This window comes from Romboutsia lituseburensis (assembly GCF_024723825.1).
GTDB classification, from domain to species: domain Bacteria; phylum Bacillota; class Clostridia; order Peptostreptococcales; family Peptostreptococcaceae; genus Romboutsia_F; species Romboutsia_F lituseburensis_A.
In genome coordinates, this window is record NZ_JANQBQ010000001.1 from 3,197,560 (window position 1) to 3,213,840 (window position 16,281).

Here is a 16,281-nt window from a genome sequence, read left to right on the forward strand (position 1 = left end):
AAACTTAATCAATAATACAAAATTAATTACTTAAATAAATTTACAATGTTTAAATAAAGGGAGGCAATTATGTATTTTATAGGAGTAGATATTGGGGGGACTGGTGTACAAGCTGGTATTGTAGATGAAAGTGGAAGTATACTTTTCAGAAAAGAATGCACAACAAATGTGAATTCAGGATTTGAAAGCATAATGGATGATATAAATACTTTAGTTAGAGAACTGATAAAAGAAAATAATCTAAGTATGGATGATATAAAATCAATAGGATTTGGTGTTCCAAGCTTTATAAATAAAAAAGGATTGGTAACTTGTGTAAATTTAGGTTGGCATGAAGTTGACTTTATACAAGCCTTAAAAAACAGATTTCCAGATGTTAGTGTTTATGCAGAAAATGATGCTACAGTAGCAGCATTAGGAGAAGCTAAATTTGGAAGTATGAAGGATAAAAATATAGCTGTTATGTACACTTTAGGAACAGGTGTAGGTGGTGGAATTATAATAAATGGCAAGGCATTTACAGGAGCCAATGGTATGGGATCAGAGATTGGTCATACAGTGATTGGAGAAAATTATTTTGATTGTAATTGTGGAAATAATGGATGTCTAGAAACCTTTTGTTCAGCTACTGCTATTATAAAGCATGCTCAAAAGCTAATTGAAGAAGGAAAAAATAGTAAAATTATTGAACTTGCTGAAAATAACTTACAAAATATAAATGCAAAGATGGTATTTGATGCTTATAGAGAAAATGATGTAGTTGCATTAGAAACCATAAATAGATTTAAATCATATCTGGCAAAAGCAATGTCTGGAATGATAAATACTTTAGATCCAGATGTAATATCTATAGGTGGTGGTGTATCTAGAGCTAGCGACATAATATTAGATGGAATAGAAGACTTGATAAGGCAACAAATATTATACAAAAAAGAAGACTTTGCAGATATAGTTTGTGCAAATTTAGGCGCGGATGCAGGTATTATAGGAGCAGCATTTTTAAATTAATTTTAAAATAAGCTATAATTTTATTATAAAAACTACACTAAGTATATGAATAATTTGTAGAATATTGAATTTGAAAACGTTTTTAAATATAATCAAACTATAAAATCAGTAGGGGAGGTAAAACATGAAAGATATGTTTTATACAATCGACAAATTAAGAAATAGAATAAATGAGATTGAAAACTTTAGATATAGAGATGCAATAGAATTAGAGTATTTTAATACTAAAATAAATGAAGATAAAGATATAAATCCAGAAATACCAAGTGAATTTGATGGTGTGTTAAGATTAGGGGAAACTTGGAAGGGAAGAGATTTATATATATGGATGAAAACAGTTGTAAATATACCATCTGATTGGAAAGAGAAAAGTATAGTTGGGATATTTGATTTTGGTGAAACAGGTGCAGGTAATAACTCAGGATTTGAATCGTTATTTTACTTAGATAATAAGCCGTATCAAGGGGTAGATAGTAATCATAAAGAAGTATTCTTGCCAGAAGGTAGCGCAGGGTGTGACTTAGAATTATTATTTAGATTATGGTCAGGGCTTGAAGGTGGAGGCGTACCTAGAGATCAAGAACATAGAATAAATAGGGCGCAGGTTGCATGGTTAGATGAAAAAATGGATGATTTATATTATAATGCTATGGTTGTGCTAGAGACAATACAAGAGTTAGATCAATATTCATCTGATAAAGTTCACCTAACAAAAATTTTAAATAATACTTTTAAACTAGTAGATTGGTCGTATCCAGGCAGTGAAGGCTTCTACATATCAGCACATGAAGCAAGTGATTATTTAAATTCAGAAATTGATAAAATAGATAAAGATTCAGTAATAAATGTAACATGTATAGGCCATACACATATAGATGTTGCATGGCTATGGAGATTAAAACATACTAGAGAAAAATGTGCAAGATCATTTTCAACAGTATTAAGACTTATGGAAAGATATCCAGAGTATATATTCTTACAAACTCAGCCTCAGCTATACGAATATGTAAAAAATGATTACCCAGAGTTATATGAAGCTATAAAACAAAAGGTAGCTGATGGAAATTGGGAAGTTGATGGAGGAATGTGGCTAGAAGCGGATTGTAACATACCATCAGGAGAATCTTTAGTAAGACAAATATTAGTTGGATCAAGATTTATAAAAGAAGAATTTAACAAAGATGTAGAATACTTATGGTTACCAGATGTATTTGGTTATTCATGGGCATTACCTCAGATTTTAAAGAAATCAGGAATAAACACATTTATGACAACAAAAATAAGTTGGAATCAATATAATAGAATGCCGCACGATACATTTAACTGGAGAGGGATAGATGGTTCAGAGGTACTAACTCACTTTATAACAACTCCAGAGCCATGGAGTCAACCAGGTTCTTGGTTCTATACATACAATGGAAGACTTACGCCAAAATCAGTAAAGGGTGTATGGGATGCATATACGGATAAAAATATAACTAGTGATTTATTAGTATCATATGGATTTGGAGATGGCGGCGGTGGAGTAAACCGTGAGATGTTAGAATACAGAAGAAGATTAGACAAGATGCCAGGACTTCCAAATGTTAAAACAGGAAAAGCAGCAGATTACTTCAAGTGTCTAAGAGAAAAAGTAGAAAATACAAATGAATATGTACACACATGGGATGGAGAATTATACCTAGAATATCATAGAGGAACATATACAAGTCAAGCATATACTAAGATGATGAATAGAAGGCTTGAATTATTATATAGAGAAACAGAATGGCTAGGAACTATGAATTCATTAAATATAGGAGATTGGAATTCATATCCTCAAGCTGATTTAACTAAAGGATGGAAAACTATACTGAGACATCAATTCCACGATATAATACCAGGGTCTTCTATAACGGAAGTTTATGAAGATACTAAGGTAGAATATAAAGAAGCAGAAAAATTAGCATTAGATACTCAAGATAATTTCAAGTCTTCTTTAATAAAGGAAGATGAAAATTCTTGGACAGTAATAAATAACGCTAACTGGAATAGATGTGAAATTGTAGAAATAGAAACTGAATTAGAAGGAAACTTCTATGATAACGAAGGAAATAAATTAGAATCTCAAAGAAAAAATGGAAATTATGCTGTTAAAGTTAACAATATAGAAGGAACAGGATTTAAAACAATAAAATTAAAAGTTGAAGATATTCAAGAAGATAATAATTCATTTGAATATAGTGAGAATAAGATAGATACTCCATACTATAAAATAAAGTGGAATGAATTTGGTCAATTAACATCTATATTTGATAAAGAAAATAATAGAGAAGTTTTAGCTAAAGGACAAAGAGGAAATGTTCTTCAAATGTTTGAAGATAAGCCAATGGCACATGAGGCTTGGGATATAGATATATACTACCAAGAAAAAATGAGAGAAGTTACTGATTTACAAAGTATAGAACTTATAGAAATTGGAAATTTGAAAGCTGTAGTAAGATTTAATTATAAGTATATGAACACTACAATAAGTCAAGATATGGTAACTTATGTAAATGATAGAAGAATAGACTTCATAACAAATGTTGATTGGAGAGAACAAAAGCAATTATTAAAAGTTGCGTTTCCAGTTGATATAAGAAGTACAATGGCAACATATGATGTTCAATTTGGTAATGTAAAAAGACCTACGCATTGGAACACTAGTTGGGAAATGGCTAAATTTGAGACTGTTGCTCAGCAGTGGGTAGACCTATCACAAAGAGATTATGGGGTAAGTTTATTAAATGATTCTAAATATGGACATGACATAAAAGATAATGTAATAAGACTTACATTATTAAAATCAGCAACTCATCCAGATCCAGTGCAAGACCAAGGAGAGCAAAACTTTACTTATTCATTACTTCCTCATGCAGGGGACTTTATAGAAGCAGACACAGTTAAAGCAGCATATGAACTTAATCAACCACTAAGAGCTATAGAAGGTACATTTAAAGAAAATATACCTACTAAAATGTTTGATTTTAATAATGCGTATGTGTTAGTTGATGCTATAAAGAAAGCAGAAGATGAAAATATGGTAGTAGTTCGTTTCCATGAGTATGCAGGAAGCAGACAAGAAGTTAAGATAAACAGTGATTACAATATAATTGGATGGATGGAAACTAATTTAATGGAAAAACCAATAGAAGGGTTAAGAAATGAAAAAGAAATAAGCTTAACAGTTAATCCATATGAAATAAAAACTATAATGATAAAAATGGCATAGGTATAATAGCCAAAAGTATATACAAAAAGACACGAGGTAACTAGAAAATCTAATTGGATAATTTAGTTACCTTGATTAATATAATATAGATTAGGGGAATAAATTTATGAAAAAGACAGCTCATATAATATCTCATACTCATTGGGATAGAGAATGGTATTTACCTTATGAAACTCATCATATGATGTTAATAAAAACTATGGATACATTATTAGATACTTTTGAAAATGATCCTGAATTTAAGTATTATCATTTAGATGGTCAAACTGTTTTACTTGAAGACTATTTAGAAGTTAGACCAGAAAGAAAAGAATTATTAGAAAAAGTTATAAAAGAAGGTAGATTAAATATAGGTCCATGGTATGTACTACAAGATGAATTTTTAACAAGTAGTGAATCAAATGTAAGAAATTTACAATATGGTCATAAGGATGCTAGTAAATACGGAGTTAATGCTTGTAAAATTGGATACTTCCCAGATTCATTTGGAAATATGGGACAAGCACCACAAATATTAAAACAAGCAGGAATAGATACTGCAGCATTTGGTAGAGGGGTAAAGCCTACAGGATTTAATAATGAAGTTAGCGCAGATGATAAATTTGAATCACCTTATTCAGAGATGTATTGGGAAAGTCCGGATGGTTCTAAAATATTAGGGATATTATTTGCTAACTGGTACTGCAATGGGATGGAAGTACCTATAGATGAAAAAGAAGCTAAAGAATATTGGAACAAAAGAATAGATGATGCAGTTAAGTTTGCTTCTTGCGATCAACTATTATTTATGAATGGGTGCGACCATCAACCTATACAAACTGATTTATCGCAGGCCATTAAAGCTGCTAATAATATATATCAAGATATAGAATTTATACATTCAAACTTTGAACACTATGTAAAAAATCTAAACGAAAAAATGCCAAAAGATTTACAGATTATAAAAGGAGAACTTAGAAGTCAGCAAACAGATGGATGGTATACTCTTGTTAACACTGCATCATCAAGAGTTTACTTAAAACAGTGGAATCAATTGTGTCAGACTTTATTTGAAAAAATAGCTGAGCCAATAGCTACAATGGCAAGTGATTTTGGATATAAATATCCTCATCATTTATTTGAGTATGGATGGAAATCTCTAATGAAAAATCATCCACATGATAGCATATGCGGATGTAGTGTTGATGAAGTACATAGGGAAATGGTAGCTAGATTTGATAAAGCTAAAGATGTAGCTAAGTATATAATAAATGAAAGTCTAGAATACATAGCAAATAAAATCAATACATTAAAGTTTAAGCAGTTAGGTGAAAATGTATATCCATTTATTATAGTAAATACATCTGGATACAATAGATGTAGTGTTGTAGAAATAGAAATAGATATAGCTAGAAAATATTTTAGAGAAGGACATCCAAATTTAATAGCAAAAGAAATGAAGGAAATACAATTGCCTAAGTATAAGGTAGTTGATATAAATGGAAATAAAATAGATGCAAAAATAATAGATATGGGAATTAGGTTCGGGTATGATTTACCAGATGATAAATTTAGACAACCGTATTATGCAAGATATGTAAAATTAGAATTAGAAACTAATTATATCAAATCATTTGGATGGGATACATATGCTTTAGTTGAAGATAAAGAAAATTCTATTTTAGAAAATAAAACATCTTTAATAAATAATAATATATTAGAAAATGAAAATATAAGAGTTGAGATAAAAGAAAATGGATCAGTAGATCTGATTGACAAATCAACAGGAAAAACTTTTAAAGATTTATGTATATATGAAAACTCAGGTGATATAGGAAATGAATATATACATATGAAGCCAATAGGAGAAGAACCTATTACTACAAAAGAAATAAAAGCCAATATAGAAATAAAAGAAGACTTAGAGTACAAGGCTGTAATTGAAATAACTCATAAATGGAATATACCAAAGAGTGCAAATGAATTACTTCAACAAGAGATAGAAGAAGTTTTAGAATTTAAGCATAGAAAGTCTCAGAGAGTAGAAGAAACTCTACAAATGGAAATAAAGACTACTTTAGTACTAGAAAGAAAAGCAAAAGGATTAAAAATAATATCTGAATTTAATAATATTTGTAAAGATCATAGAATGAGAATGCTATTTTCAACAGATATAAAAAGCAATGTACACTATGCCGACTCTATATTTGAAGTTGTTAAAAGGAGCAATATTATAGATAAAGCATGGCAAAACCCTAGTAACTGTCATCACCAACATGCTTTTGTAAACATTCATAATGATGATTATGGATTGACTATAGCAAATAAAGGATTAAATGAATATGAAATACTAAATGATGATAGAAATACAATAGCTGTAACACTTATTAGGAGTGTATCAGAATTAGGAGATTGGGGAGTGTTTGAAACTCCAGAAGCGCAATGTTTAGGTAATCATAAAGCAGAAATAGAAGTAATACCTCATGGAAAAAAATTATATGATTCTTATAAAGAAGCTCATATATTCCAAATACCAATGATTACAAAGCAAATGTCTATACAAAATGAAGAGTTAGATTCTGAAAACGGTTTACTAGAATTAGACGGATATGGTATAATGTGTTCAACATTAAAATTAGACGACAAAAAAGGAAATAAAATTTTAAGGGTATATAATGCATCAGATAAACCAACAGAATTAGATATAAAGATATGTAAATTTAAAGGGGATAAGTACATATCTAATATACTGGAAGAACAAACTCAAAATAATATAGACAATAAAGTGAACTTAAGACAATCAGAAATATTAACAATAGGAATTAGAAAGTAATTGTAGAAAAATAATATAGATTATATAAAGTTCGCTTAAGTATTATTGGATTATTATTAATTAATAGCTCATTTAATATTTAGCGAACTTTTTTATATACTAAGGTATTATAAATTATATGGTTTGTGGATAAGTTATAATACCAACTGCTAGGCTTGAGTAACGGACCTGTTTTTTAGGTCGTTGGCGACATGAGCGAAGCGAATTTTTTATTAAAATATACTTTGAGGTGATTATATGAAATTAGGGGATGTATTATTAAACTCATGTGAGTGGATCTGGAGGTTTATGATTTTAAACTTCTTATGGGTTGTATTTATGATTGGTGGAGGCGTTGTGTTTGGAATAATGCCATCAACTATAGCTACATTTTATATATTGAGAAAATGGGTACAAGGTGAATTTGATTTTAATATTTTAAAAACATTTAAAGATGTATATAAAAAGGAATTTATAAACACAAATAAATGTGGATTGGTATTTTTTGCTATATTTGCATTCTTAGCATTTGATTTAAATATTTTATTTAAAATAGAAGCTATGTATTCTACAGTGTTATATATTTTAGTTATGGCAGTATTATTCTTCGTAAGCATGGCATTTGTATATTTTTTCCCAGCTTATGTACATTTTAAATCAAGTAATAAAGATTATATAAAAAATTCTTTTGTATTAGCTTTATCAAGTCCTTTTCAAACAATATTAATATTAATCGGGTTTGGATTACTATATTATATGGTACAAAGTAATGGTGGATTATTAATGTTTTTCTGTATGGTTATACCAGGATATTGGGTAATGCATGTATTATATAAAAGATTTTTACAATTACAAAGAAGTGTGTAATTTTTCAATAGGGGAGCGAAGTTTTGATAGAATTATATAGAAAATATATAAAAAATAAAATATTTAATAAAATGCTACTTATATACTCAAGTATAACTATAATAGCTATATTTTTATTAACAGCAGTGTTTATAAGCTACTATGTGGATAATGAATTACAAAATGAATTAAATATACACTCAGAAGTTATATTTAATATAGAAAAACGGTTTGAAGAACAAGATAATATAAGTAATTCTGTTATAAATGGTATAAATACACAACCTAAAATAATTGATGAGATATTAAAACTTACAACATCAACATATGAAGAATATCTTAGTTATAAGTTAGATAATTTTTCTATTACTAATACTAAGCAGTTAGATTTGAAATATTTGTTAGATACAATGTTATCAAATAGGAATGATGTTTTAGCAGTAGTTATAAATGATAAAAATAAAGAATATAAAAATGAAATTGTTTTAAATTATGATAAATGGTATGACATAAAAAATGATCCAGAGGCCGTAAAATATATTAGGAAGATAACTAGACCTATAAAAAATGTAGATACTATGTACACTATAGGATATATAGATATCTATTTTGATTTAAAGCATTTAAATAAAATAGTTGATAATTCAAACTTAAAAGGTAATTTAATAATAGTTGATGAAAATAAACATATTATATTTACTTCTAGTAAAGAGTTAGCTCAAAAGGATATAGATAAAGTCAAAGAATATGGAATGAAAAATTCTAGAAATGAATTTGTACACAGAGAAGAATTTAAGTTAAAATATCCTCTTATCAATATTAAAGAAGATGCACAAACTGGTTTTAAATACGGAAGTATTATAACTGAAAAAGATTTAGGTACAAGTAAAATGAGCTCTAAAATATTATATATATCGTTAATATGTATAATATTAATACTGTTCGTAACTTACACCGTAATAAGTGGTTATTCAAATAAGTTGAAAAAGATGATGAAAGGCATAGAAAAGATAAAAGATGGAGATTTGGATACTAGATTCAATATAGAAGATGAAGATGATGAACTAGATATGATTGCTATTAGAATTGATGAGATGAGCGAAAGTTTACAATACAATATAAATAAAAATTATATTGCAGAAGTTAAACAAAAACAAGCAGAATTAAATGCGTTACAATCTCAAATAAATCCACACTTTTTATACAATACATTAGAAGTAATAAGAATGTGTGCGTTAGCAAGTAAGAATAGGGAAGTAGCTCAAATGATATATAATCTAGCAAGTATGTTTAGATATTCAACGTACAATAATGGTAGTTTAGTAACTTTAAATGATGAAATAAAACACTGTAAAATGTATTTAGACTTATGTAGTACAAGATACAAAGGAATGCTAGAATATAAAATTGATATTGATAATTTATATACACAGTGTTTATTACCGAAATTTACTCTTCAGCCTATATTAGAAAACAGTATAAATCATGGCCTAAAAAAGGATTCTTATGAAAATGTGATAAAGATTGAATTGACTTGTAATGAATCGGATATTGAAATTTTAATAAAAGATAATGGTCATGGCATTAGCAGAGATAAATTAGAATATTTAAGAAAAGATTTAGAAAAGAATTTGCAAAAAACAAGCTCTATAGGCTTGATGAATATAAATAATCGGTTGAAATTAAAATTTGGGGAAATTTATGGACTTGGCATAGACAGCGAAATAAATGAAGGTACAACAGTAAAAATAAAAATACCAATATTGAGGGATGAGGTTAAAAATGTATAGTGTATATTTATTAGATGATGAACCGTTTATATTAGAAGGGCTTAAGTATATACTGCCTTGGGAAGAGTATGGATTTGAAATAGTAGGAAGTTCTAACAATGGCCTTGATGGGTATAATGAAATAATTAATAAAAATATAGATTTAATAATAACAGATATAATGATGCCTAAAATGACGGGGTTAGAACTTATTGAAAAATTAAAAAAATCAAGTTATGAATCAAATTTTATAGTACTTAGTGCGTTTCAAGAATTTGAATATGCTAAAAAAGCTATAAGTATAGGTGCTGAAAACTATTTGTTAAAACCTATTGATACAGATGAACTGTCTAATAATTTAAAAACTGTATATACAAAATTAAAGAAAAAAGAAAAAATAGCTTCAGATGATAAATTAGTTAAGAATAATTTATTATTAAGTATTTTAACAGAAGAATATTCTTTAGATACAGAAGAAAAATGGAATAGATTAAATCATAACTTTAAAAGCAGTAGCTATGCTGTGGCAATAATTGAATTTAAAAATATATCTAATAATATTTCTAAAATTTTAAAAAGATGTATAGATAGTAACCAATTTATATATTGTATACAATCGCAGTCGAAAGCTTTATTAATAATAGATGAAGATGACAAATCTCTAATAATAGATAAGCTTACAGTTTTAAAAAATAAAATTGCAAGTGTTATGGAAGATAGCATATATATAAGTTTGGGAAAATTTGTAAACAACTTAAATGAACTATATGATAGCTATCAAACTGCAAATAAAATTAGTGAATATAAAATAGTATATCCAAATATATCTTGGATAAAAGAATACAAAGACGAATCTATATATGAAGACAATATAAATATAGAATTTGAAGAATTAAAGAAAATTTTAATGAATAAAAATTTCTCAAGTACAGCTGAATATATAAAAGATATGTTTATAAATCTAAAAAATGAAAAAACAAGTCCAAAGCAAATAAAAATAAAAGCTATAGAAATATTTTTAAATGTATATAATTATTTTAATGATACGAAGTTAATAAAAGGATTAAATATATATTTAGAAAACGCTATAAATAATAGAACCATAGATGATATAGAATTTGAGCTAATTAGTATGGTTAAATATATGCAATCTAAGTTAGAAAATACTGAAGAGAGTATAAGCCCTGTAATAATCAAGTTACTTAATCATATAGAAACAAATTACAAAGATGATTTAAACTTAAAAGAAATAAGTGAAAATCTAAATATAAATTCAATTTATTTAGGTCAATTGTTTCAAAAAGAAACAGGTATATTATTTTCAGATTATATAAATAACTTTAGAATAAACAAAGCAAAAGATTTATTAGTTAATACAAGTTTAAAAGCAAGTGAAATAGGGGATTTAGTTGGATATGCTAACAAAAACTATTTTTATAGAAAGTTTAAAAATATAGTTGGAGTTACACCAAGTGATTGGAGAAAAATAAATTTATAACTAAGTAAAATAGATTGTTTTAAAGATTAATTTACATAAATTTTATCTTAAGACAATCTATTTTTATGTAAATATCTTTATACTAAAAAACTATCTGAAAGTTTTCTGGAAAACGTATACATTAATAAAATTAGTGTAGCGAATCTAATAATAGTAAACTTTAGAAAACATTTGCCCAATGGTAAAATATAAGTATAGAGAGGGGAGACGCATTGATGAAAAAATTTCTGAAAAATCTATGGAAAAACAAAGCATGGTTATTAATGGTTTTACCAGGAACTATATGGTTATTAGTTTTCTCATATTTACCGATGTTTGGGACGGTATTAGCTTTTAAGGACTTCAAAATAAGCCCTGGTGGGTTTATAGAAAGTTTAGTTAATAGTGAATGGGTAGGATTAGATAACTTTAAATTCTTATTTACAAGTGGAGATGCATTTCGTATAACAAGAAATACAGTTGTATATAATTTAATATTTATAATTTTAGGATTATTATTCGCAGTATTTGTAGCAATAATACTTAGTGAAATAGCAAATAAAAAATTAGGTAAAATTTATCAAACAAGTATGTTATTCCCACACTTCTTATCATGGGTTATAGTTAGCTACTTCGTATTTAGTTTCTTAAGTTTCGATAAAGGTATGCTTAATTCAGTACTTGGGGCTTTTGGAGTAGATCCTGTTTCATGGTATAGCGAACCTAAACACTGGCCTTTCATATTAGTATTTATGAATATATGGAAAGGTGTCGGATATGGAAGTATAGTTTACTTAGCAGCTATAGTAGGTATAGATAGAACTTACTTTGAGGCAGCTAGAATAGATGGAGCTAGTAAGTGGCAACAAATAAAAAACATAACAATACCACTTCTTATACCATTAATGATTGTATTAACAATAATGGCAATCGGTGGAATATTTAGATCAGATTTTGGATTATTCTATCAAGTTCCAAGAAACTCAGCAGTATTATATCCAGTGACAGATGTTATAGATACATACATTTATAAAGGTCTTATGAACATGGGTAATATAGGTATGAGTACAGCAGCAGGTTTATATCAATCAGTTGTAGGATTTATTTTAATAATGACTACAAACTTCCTAGTTAAAAAGTTAGATCCAGAATATGGTTTATTCTAGTATAGAAAGGGGTTAGGCAAACATGGATTCAACGGCAATTAAAAAAGAAATTAAAAAGCCTGGTCTTTTTACTAAGAAAAAGAAAAAAGCTTACAGTGAAGGATTTACAGGTATAACAAATATAATAGCAAATATAATTTTAGCAATATTTTCTATAGCTTGTATATTTCCATTTATCTTTGTAATAATAATTTCTTTAACTTCAGAACAGTCATTATTACAAAATGGATATTCAGTATTTCCATCAGAATGGAGCTTAGATGCATATAAATATTTAATTGAATCAGGAGGAGCACTACTTCAATCATATATAGTGACAATTATAGTAACTATATTAGGAACTATAGTAAATGTAACGATGGTATCTACATATGCATATGCAATATCTAGACCAAACTTTGCTTATCGTAAGCAGTTTACATTCTTAGCATTTTTTACAATGTTATTTGGTGGAGGGATGGTACCTTCATACATAGTAATGACTCAGGTACTAGGTCTTAAAAATACTATATGGGCATTGATATTACCGTTAGCATTTAATGTATTTAACATAATAGTTATGAGGACTTTCTTCCAAAAATCTGTTCCAGAATCAATTATAGAATCAGCAAGAATAGATGGAGCAAGTGAATTGAAAATTTTCGTGAAAATGGTAATACCTTTAGCACTACCAGGGATTGCTACAATAGCATTATTCTCAACATTAGCATATTGGAATGACTGGTTTAACGCAATGTTGTATATAGACTACCAAAATTTAGTTCCACTTCAACATATGTTAATGAAAATAGAAAAAAATATGGAGTTTATAAGACAAAATGCAATGCTAAGTGGTCAAGTTATGAGTGCCCTGCCACAAGAATCTGTAAGGATGGCAATGGTAGTTATATCTACTTTACCGATAGCATGTACATACCCATTCTTCCAAAAATACTTCATAAGTGGACTAACTATAGGGGGAGTAAAGGAGTAAAAATATATAATATACATTAGAAATTTAAACAACATTAATAGGGGGATTTTATTATGAAATTCAAAAAAATATCTAGTTTATTTTTAGTAATGACAATAGCATCAACAACAATACTTACAGGATGCTCAAGTTCAAAAGATAAAGATAGTGCAGCAAAAAATGATGGTGATAGCACTCAATTAGTATGGTACATGATAGGTACTCCACAACCAGATCAGGCTAAGGTTATGGAAGAAGTTAATAAATATACAAAGGAAAAAATAGGTGTAACATTAGACTTAAGAATGGTTGACTGGGGTGATTATGGTCAAAAAATGCAAGTTATAACATCTTCAGGTGAACCATTTGATATATGCTTTGCAAGTGATTATGCATTAAATGCACAAAAAGGAGCTTATTTAGAGATAAGTGATTTAATGGATAAGCAAGGAAAAGAAATGAAAGAAGTAATAAATCCACTATTCTTAGAAGGTGCAACAATAAATGGAAAGCTATATGGAGTTCCAGCTAATAAGGAAGTTGGCCAACAGATGGTTTGGGCGTACAATCAAAAAATGGCAAAAGAAGCCGGTGTTGATATGACAAATGTTAAGAGCTTAGAAGATTTAGAGCCTATATTAGAAAAAATAAAAGCTAAGTATCCAGACTTAAAAATGCCAATGGCAGCAGGAGCTAACTTTGTACCATATATGCCATATGATTTATTATTAGGTGAAAACTTACCATTTGGGATAGCATTAGAAGGTGATACTACTAAGATAGTAAATATATATGAACAAGATGATGTTAAGAAAACTTTAGACACATTAAGAAGATTCTATCAAAAAGGATTTGTTCATCCACAAGCAGCAACAGATACAGATCCACATGAAATGAGTGTTGAAAACTGGTTTGTTAGAAAAGAGCAATATGCACCTGGTGCAGGAGAAATGTGGTCTTCAAATGCAGGATATGAAATTGGATATAGCCCAATGCATGATCCTTTAACTATAAATAATTCAGTTACTGGTTCAGTAATGTCAATTTCTGCAGCATCTAAAAACCCTGAAAAAGCTATGGAGTTCTTAAATTTATTAAATACAGATGAATATTTAAGAAACTTAATAGATAGAGGTATAGAAGATGTACATTACAAAACAAATGAAGATAAAACTATAACTAAGACAGAAGAAGCTAAAGCATATAATATGCCATCTTGGGCTTTAGGAAATGTATTCTTAACTAAGAACTTTGACACAGACCCTAAAGATAGAATTGAACAATATGAAAAATTCAATGAACAAGCTGTAGCATCTCCAACATTAGGATTCTATGTTAATACAGAAAAGATAAGTACTGAACTTGCTACTATATCTAATATAGTCCAAGAATTCAAAGCCCCATTATTTACAGGTTCTGTAGATACAAATAAGTATTTAGCTGAATTAAATAAGAAGTTAGATTCAGCAGGATTAGACAAAGTTATGGCTGAAATACAAACTCAATATGATGCTTGGATGGCAGATCAAAAATAGATAACTACTAATATTTTTAAATATATATTAAACAATGTGCAAGGTATTCTGCAACTAAAATAGTAGTAGAATACCTTGTGTATTTTATGGAGGATGCAATGTATAAATCACTAAATGGATTAATAGACAGAGTAAAAGAAAATTTCACAGATGATGTGAAAATAGGAGAGATGTTTGAAAAATGTTTCTTAAATACTATCAATACAACTGTAAAAAGAATGGATGATAATACTACATATGTATTAACAGGAGATATTCCTGCTATGTGGCTAAGAGATTCTGTTTGCCAAGTTAGGCCATACTTAGTACTTGCAAATGAAGATAAAGAAATAGCAGATATGATAGAAGGATTAGTAGAAAGACAATTTAGATATATATTAGTTGATCCGTATGCTAATGCATTTAATGAGATATCAAATGGTAAAGGTCATCAAACTGATTTAACGGATATGAAGCCTGATATATGGGAAAGAAAATATGAGATTGATTCATTGTGTTTTCCTATTCAATTAAGTTATTTATTATATAAAAATACTGGAAGGACAACTCAATTTAATAATACATTTAAAGAAGCAGCAAATAAAATAATAGATTTATGGAGAGTTGAACAAAATCATGAAGATAATTCTCCGTATACATTTGAGAGGCTTGATTGTCGACAACTAGATACACTAGCTAGAAGTGGAAAAGGTCCACTACATAAAGAAACTGGTATGACTTGGTGTGGATTTAGACCTAGTGATGATGCCTGTACCTACAGTTATTTAGTACCATCGAATATGTTTGCAGTAGTAGTGCTAGACTACATAAGTGAAATATCTATTGAAATTTTAAAAGATAAAGAATTAGCTAAAAAAGCAAAATTATTAAGAGATGAAATTAATGAAGGAATACAAAAATTTGCAGTATATAATCATCCTAGAGTTGGAAAAATGTATGCTTATGAAGTTGATGGATTAGGAAATTATAATTTAATGGATGATGCTAATTTACCAAGCTTATTAGCAATACCATATTTAGGTTATGCTGATATAAATGATGAACTATATGTAAATACAAGAAACTTTATATTAAGCACAGAAAATTCTGAGTTTCATATTGGTAAATATGCTAGTGGGATAGGAAGTCCACATACACCAGAAGGATACATATGGCATATATCACTTGCAATGCAAGGTTTAACTACAAATGATTTGAGCAAAAAAAGAGAATTATTAGAAATTATGAAAAATACAGATGCAGGAACATATTTAATGCATGAAGGATTCAATCCTAATGATCCTAGCAAATTTACTAGAGATTGGTTCTCGTGGGCAAATATGATGTTCTGTGAATTAGTACTAGACTATTGTGGAATAAAAGTTAAAAAGTAAAATAAAAAATTATTCAATAAAAAATTGAAGGAGTGTCCCTAGTGATTAATCATAATAGACACTCTTTTTTAGAAATAAAATTTTAATCTTGTTAAGAATCCAAATTTATAA

At 28.3% G+C, this 16,281-nt stretch carries 10 protein-coding genes; all 10 read left to right on the plus strand.

The features are described 5' to 3' along the window. Positions 1–69 precede the first annotated feature (69 nt). The 10 genes from NWE74_RS15460 (at position 70) to NWE74_RS15505 (ending at position 16,170) form a co-directional block, all read left to right on the plus strand. Positions 70–1,008 carry an ROK family protein gene (locus NWE74_RS15460; protein ID WP_258243864.1) on the plus strand — a complete coding sequence of 313 codons (939 nt, stop codon included), beginning with the start codon at positions 70–72 and terminating at the stop codon, positions 1,006–1,008. A 124-nt stretch (positions 1,009–1,132) separates the two neighbouring features. Then, positions 1,133–4,261 carry an alpha-mannosidase gene (locus tag NWE74_RS15465; RefSeq protein ID WP_309137293.1) on the plus strand — a complete coding sequence of 1,043 codons (3,129 nt, stop codon included), beginning with the start codon at positions 1,133–1,135 and terminating at the stop codon, positions 4,259–4,261. A 106-nt stretch (positions 4,262–4,367) separates the two neighbouring features. Then, positions 4,368–7,073, plus strand: coding sequence for an alpha-mannosidase (locus tag NWE74_RS15470; RefSeq protein WP_258243865.1), 2,706 nt, complete (start codon positions 4,368–4,370; stop codon positions 7,071–7,073). 237 nt (positions 7,074–7,310) lie between these two features. After that, positions 7,311–7,919 (plus strand): YesL family protein, encoded by a 609-nt coding sequence (locus tag NWE74_RS15475; protein ID WP_258243866.1) that lies wholly within the window; start codon positions 7,311–7,313, stop codon positions 7,917–7,919. 23 nt (positions 7,920–7,942) lie between these two features. After that, positions 7,943–9,688, plus strand: coding sequence for a sensor histidine kinase (locus NWE74_RS15480; protein ID WP_258243867.1), 1,746 nt, complete (start codon positions 7,943–7,945; stop codon positions 9,686–9,688). Then, on the plus strand, positions 9,681–11,165 hold the full coding sequence (locus NWE74_RS15485) for a response regulator transcription factor (RefSeq protein WP_258243868.1): 1,485 nt from the start codon (positions 9,681–9,683) through the stop codon (positions 11,163–11,165). Before NWE74_RS15480 ends, NWE74_RS15485 begins: the two co-directional genes overlap by 8 nt. A gap of 215 nt (positions 11,166–11,380) precedes the next feature. Continuing rightward, positions 11,381–12,310, plus strand: a complete 930-nt coding sequence (locus tag NWE74_RS15490) for an ABC transporter permease (protein ID WP_258243869.1) — start codon at positions 11,381–11,383, stop codon at positions 12,308–12,310. Positions 12,311–12,332: 22 nt separating this feature from the next. After that, positions 12,333–13,283 carry a carbohydrate ABC transporter permease gene (locus NWE74_RS15495; RefSeq protein WP_258243870.1) on the plus strand — a complete coding sequence of 317 codons (951 nt, stop codon included), beginning with the start codon at positions 12,333–12,335 and terminating at the stop codon, positions 13,281–13,283. 53 nt (positions 13,284–13,336) lie between these two features. Then, positions 13,337–14,797: an ABC transporter substrate-binding protein gene (locus NWE74_RS15500; RefSeq protein ID WP_258243871.1), complete on the plus strand. Its 1,461-nt coding sequence runs from the start codon at positions 13,337–13,339 to the stop codon at positions 14,795–14,797. A 98-nt stretch (positions 14,798–14,895) separates the two neighbouring features. Further along, positions 14,896–16,170: a glycoside hydrolase family 125 protein gene (locus NWE74_RS15505; RefSeq protein WP_258243872.1), complete on the plus strand. Its 1,275-nt coding sequence runs from the start codon at positions 14,896–14,898 to the stop codon at positions 16,168–16,170. Positions 16,171–16,281 lie beyond the last annotated feature (111 nt).

Excerpts from the sequence above, each read along its gene's own strand:
- NWE74_RS15460 (WP_258243864.1), top strand. The coding sequence starts at position 70 with ATGTATTTTATAGGAGTAGATATTGGGGGGACTGGTGTACAAGCTGGT.
- NWE74_RS15465 (WP_309137293.1), top strand. The coding sequence starts at position 1,133 with ATGAAAGATATGTTTTATACAATCGACAAATTAAGAAATAGAATAAAT.
- NWE74_RS15470 (WP_258243865.1), top strand. The coding sequence starts at position 4,368 with ATGAAAAAGACAGCTCATATAATATCTCATACTCATTGGGATAGAGAA.
- NWE74_RS15475 (WP_258243866.1), top strand. The coding sequence starts at position 7,311 with ATGAAATTAGGGGATGTATTATTAAACTCATGTGAGTGGATCTGGAGG.
- NWE74_RS15485 (WP_258243868.1), top strand. The coding sequence starts at position 9,681 with ATGTATAGTGTATATTTATTAGATGATGAACCGTTTATATTAGAAGGG.
- NWE74_RS15490 (WP_258243869.1), top strand. The coding sequence starts at position 11,381 with ATGAAAAAATTTCTGAAAAATCTATGGAAAAACAAAGCATGGTTATTA.
- NWE74_RS15495 (WP_258243870.1), top strand. The coding sequence starts at position 12,333 with ATGGATTCAACGGCAATTAAAAAAGAAATTAAAAAGCCTGGTCTTTTT.
- NWE74_RS15500 (WP_258243871.1), top strand. The coding sequence starts at position 13,337 with ATGAAATTCAAAAAAATATCTAGTTTATTTTTAGTAATGACAATAGCA.
- NWE74_RS15505 (WP_258243872.1), top strand. The coding sequence starts at position 14,896 with ATGTATAAATCACTAAATGGATTAATAGACAGAGTAAAAGAAAATTTC.